The sequence below is a fragment of the Halalkalibacter oceani genome (assembly GCF_023715605.1).
GTDB lineage: Bacteria > Bacillota > Bacilli > Bacillales > Bacillaceae_D > Halalkalibacter > Halalkalibacter oceani.
In genome coordinates this window covers 1-3,257 of record NZ_JAMBOL010000055.1, presented here as the reverse complement: position 1 = coordinate 3,257, position 3,257 = coordinate 1, and the positions used below count along the sequence as shown (strand labels likewise).

The 3,257-nt window shown below is 43.5% G+C and carries 5 protein-coding genes; all 5 read left to right on the top strand.

The annotated features are described in order from the left end of the window. Positions 1-215, top strand: a 215-nt coding sequence (locus M3202_RS21875) for a hypothetical protein (RefSeq protein ID WP_251225337.1), incomplete at its 5' end; no start/stop codon positions are given. After that, positions 196-723, top strand: coding sequence for a DUF6431 domain-containing protein (locus M3202_RS21870; protein WP_349775645.1), 528 nt, complete (start codon positions 196-198; stop codon positions 721-723). The genes M3202_RS21875 and M3202_RS21870, both read left to right, overlap by 20 nt. A 37-nt stretch (positions 724-760) precedes the next feature. Beyond that, positions 761-2,119 (top strand): DDE-type integrase/transposase/recombinase, encoded by a 1,359-nt coding sequence (locus tag M3202_RS21865; RefSeq protein WP_251225336.1) that lies wholly within the window; start codon positions 761-763, stop codon positions 2,117-2,119. Next, positions 2,112-2,912, top strand: coding sequence for an ExeA family protein (locus M3202_RS21860; protein ID WP_251225335.1), 801 nt, complete (start codon positions 2,112-2,114; stop codon positions 2,910-2,912). The genes M3202_RS21865 and M3202_RS21860 overlap by 8 nt, the downstream gene beginning before the upstream one ends. Then, positions 2,909-3,058 carry a DUF5348 domain-containing protein gene (locus M3202_RS22645; protein WP_349775644.1) on the top strand — a complete coding sequence of 50 codons (150 nt, stop codon included), beginning with the start codon at positions 2,909-2,911 and terminating at the stop codon, positions 3,056-3,058. Before M3202_RS21860 ends, M3202_RS22645 begins: the two co-directional genes overlap by 4 nt. Positions 3,059-3,257 lie beyond the last annotated feature (199 nt).

Below are 3,257 nucleotides of genomic sequence, written 5' to 3'. Positions count from 1 at the left end.
TGTTAATGCTGGTTAAAAACGTCCACTTGTTGACGGTATTGTTTGTCCAGGGATTGACGGATATAATGTCATTAACCACCCTGAAGAAAGGAAAAGACGCCTTCCATAATGTCGGCCATTACCAGTGGCGCGACGGAAGACGTCCCTCAAACAATATGATTGTTGTAAATGATTATATCATAGTGGAAGCCGCCGATAAAGGCGTTTTTTATTAAGTGTGCAGAAAAGGTTCCTTGTCCCTGTTGCAATCATCAGGTCTTCAAGGTCATCGGTTCAAGAGAGAGAAAGGTAAAAGATGAAAGAGGCATGGCCAGAACGTTTATTATCAGGAGGTTGCGTTGCCAGCAGTGTGAAAAAATTCACCACGAGCTTCCCGACCTAATGATCCCCTATAAACGATACGCTGCGGATGTCATTGAAGATACTATTTTTCAAACAGCCCACCTGACGGTGGCAGCTGATGAATCTACGATTTATAGGTGGAGGAAATGGTTTTCTACATTGATTGATTACTGGTTGTTTATTCTTCAATCCTTACTGATTCAATTTGAGCAGAATGAGACCTCAACAATCGACCTGTCCAGTCGTCTGTTGCCTGTACATAAACGAATTGGACAATGGTTCGGCACAGCACGTGGATGGCTGGGGAAAATTGTCCATCCAGTTGCGAATCATCATTTTTGGATACATACCCGTTCTGCGTTTTTGTCCGCTTATCCATGATTTACACTTCAATTATCAAGAAAAAGGAGTGTAAACAATGGGAAGAACAAAAGCAGATGAAAAGGCAACGAATCGCTTTCAAATGATTGCGCCGTTATTAGATGAAGAATTGGATAAGCAGGAGCGAGGAAGACTCATCAAGCAAATCTGTGTGCGACACGGACTTTCAGAGCGCACCATTCGACGCTATCTCTCGCAGTTTAAGGAAAAAGGCTTTGAGGGCTTAAAACAAAAACCTTATCGTTCAGTTCCAGAGGAACTACAGGATGAAGTGCTTGAACAGGCTATTTTACTAAGACGTGAAGTGCCAAGCAGAAGTATTGCCTCCATTATTCAAATCCTAGAGTGGGATGGTCTTGTAGAAAAAGGTGTACTGAAACGTTCAACGCTGCAGGAGCGTCTCGCAAAGCGTGGTTATAGTGCACGACAAATGAAGATGTATCATGAAACATCTGGAGCTGTCCGCCGTTTTCAGAAGCGTTGTCGGAATGCCTTATGGCATTCTGATATTAAGTATGGACCTTATTTACCGATTGGACCGAACGGTACGAAAAAACAGGTATATATGGTAGCGTTTCTAGACGACGCGACTCGGTTTCCTCTTCATGTGTCATTCTACCCTATGCTTGATGCGCGTTGTGTTGAAGATGCTTTTCGTGAAGCTGTCAGAAAGCATGGGGTTCCTGAACGTGTGTACTTTGATAACGGGAAACAGTATCGGACGAAATGGATGGCCAGAACCTGTTCCAAGTTAGGTACGCGGCTTCTTTATGCCCGGCCCTACTCGCCTGAATCTACTGGTAAAGTCGAACGTTTTAATCGAACATTCGAAGAGTTTTTAAACGAAGTGAAACTGGAAAACCCTCAAACGATTGAAGCGTTAAATCAATGGTTAGGTGTATGGCTGGATGAGCGTTATCTTCATAAGCCTCATCAAGCTTTAGAGAAAAACATCACACCGTTTGAGGCTTATCGCAGGGAAGGAACGCCAATTCGCCACGTTTCTGCCGAAGAGCTCGCTCATGCATTTTTGCATTCAGAAACAAGGAAAGTTGATAAGGCCGGCTGCATCAGTTTTCAGGATGTAAAGTATGAAGTAGGTGTCAATTTCGTTGGTTGTAAAGTTGACATCACCTACGACCCTCAAGACACTAATGAATTAACCGTAGATTATCCGGGTTTTGATAGTTGGAAAGCAAAAAGAATGGTGATTTCAGAGAGAACAGGGAAAAGACCATCTCTTCCGGAGAAAATGATAAAGGAACCTGCCGGTACTTCGAGACTTCTTCAGGGAGCTAAGAACCCTAACCAGGCAAGAAAGGCAGCTGCCATGACACCTTCTGTCCCAGCCGTGAGTTTCCGTCATATCAGCAAAGGGGGAACGCGTCATGTTTGAGTCTTTCTTTGAGATGCGTCATACGCCATTTTCCCGCAGCATTCCAACGACTGAATTATATGAATCTACTCAGCTCGAAGAGATTATTGGACGACTGAACTACGCTGCAGAACGTCAGCTTTTCGCTGTCATGACCGGTGAATGTGGGCTTGGCAAAACCACAGCCATCCGCCGGTTTACAGATCAACTGGATCCATCTCATTTTAAGTTGATTTATTTATCGGACTCTAAGCTGACACCACGTCACTTCTATAAAGGAATGTTAGAACAATTGGGACTTGAAGCAAAGTTTTACAGAGGTGATGCCAAGCGTCAATTACATCGTGAAATCGAATTGATGAAAGGGATTCACAAGTTAACGCCTGTGGTTGTGGTCGATGAAGCCCATCTACTTGATCGTGAAATGTTAGAGGAAGTACGTTTCCTTTTAAACTTCCGTATGGATGCGCAAAGTCCAATGGCATTGATTATGGTGGGCCAGACTGAGCTTTGGGACCGCCTTCAGCTTCAATCGTTCGCAGCAATCCGGCAGCGCATAGATATCCAGTTTAAGCTTGATCATCTTGACCGAGCAGAAACAGAGCAATATATGAATAAGCATTTAAGCTATGCCGGTGTGGAACGTAATATTTTTAGTGATCTAGCCTTTGATGAGATTTTCAGCTATTCAAGTGGGGCATCACGACTGATCAATAAACTGGCGACGCATTGTCTTCTCTTCGCAGCCCAAAATGGTGCAAGAATCATTGATGACCGTATGGTCAAGAAGGTGATTGAAGGAGAACTGGCATGAAGAAAAACCGTTGGAAGAGTATGTACTTTGATGAGACACTTGATTGTTGGATTGTTAATTGGAGAGGTCAAACAGGTTACAAACTGAGGTGTGGTGAATGGTTCGAACTGAACCTCGGTTATGGCAAGATGTGTCATGCCGTCTAGAACTTGGCAGGGACTCGTACATCATCACCGGCAGTCATGAAGTCCGCTTTTATTTGAAGCAAAACGAAACCTATGAGGTAGATTTATAGATTATTTTGGGAGGCCTGACAAGCCTCCCTAACTTTAAATGGCAATAAATCCGTCAAGTTTAGGACAAAATGTACCATCAATTTCTGGACATAATAGAGTGTCATTAACA

Coding starts and splice junctions, on each gene's coding strand:
- M3202_RS22645 (WP_349775644.1), top strand. CDS start 2,909: ATGAAGAAAAACCGTTGGAAGAGTATGTACTTTGATGAGACACTTGAT.
- M3202_RS21865 (WP_251225336.1), top strand. CDS start 761: ATGGGAAGAACAAAAGCAGATGAAAAGGCAACGAATCGCTTTCAAATG.
- M3202_RS21860 (WP_251225335.1), top strand. CDS start 2,112: ATGTTTGAGTCTTTCTTTGAGATGCGTCATACGCCATTTTCCCGCAGC.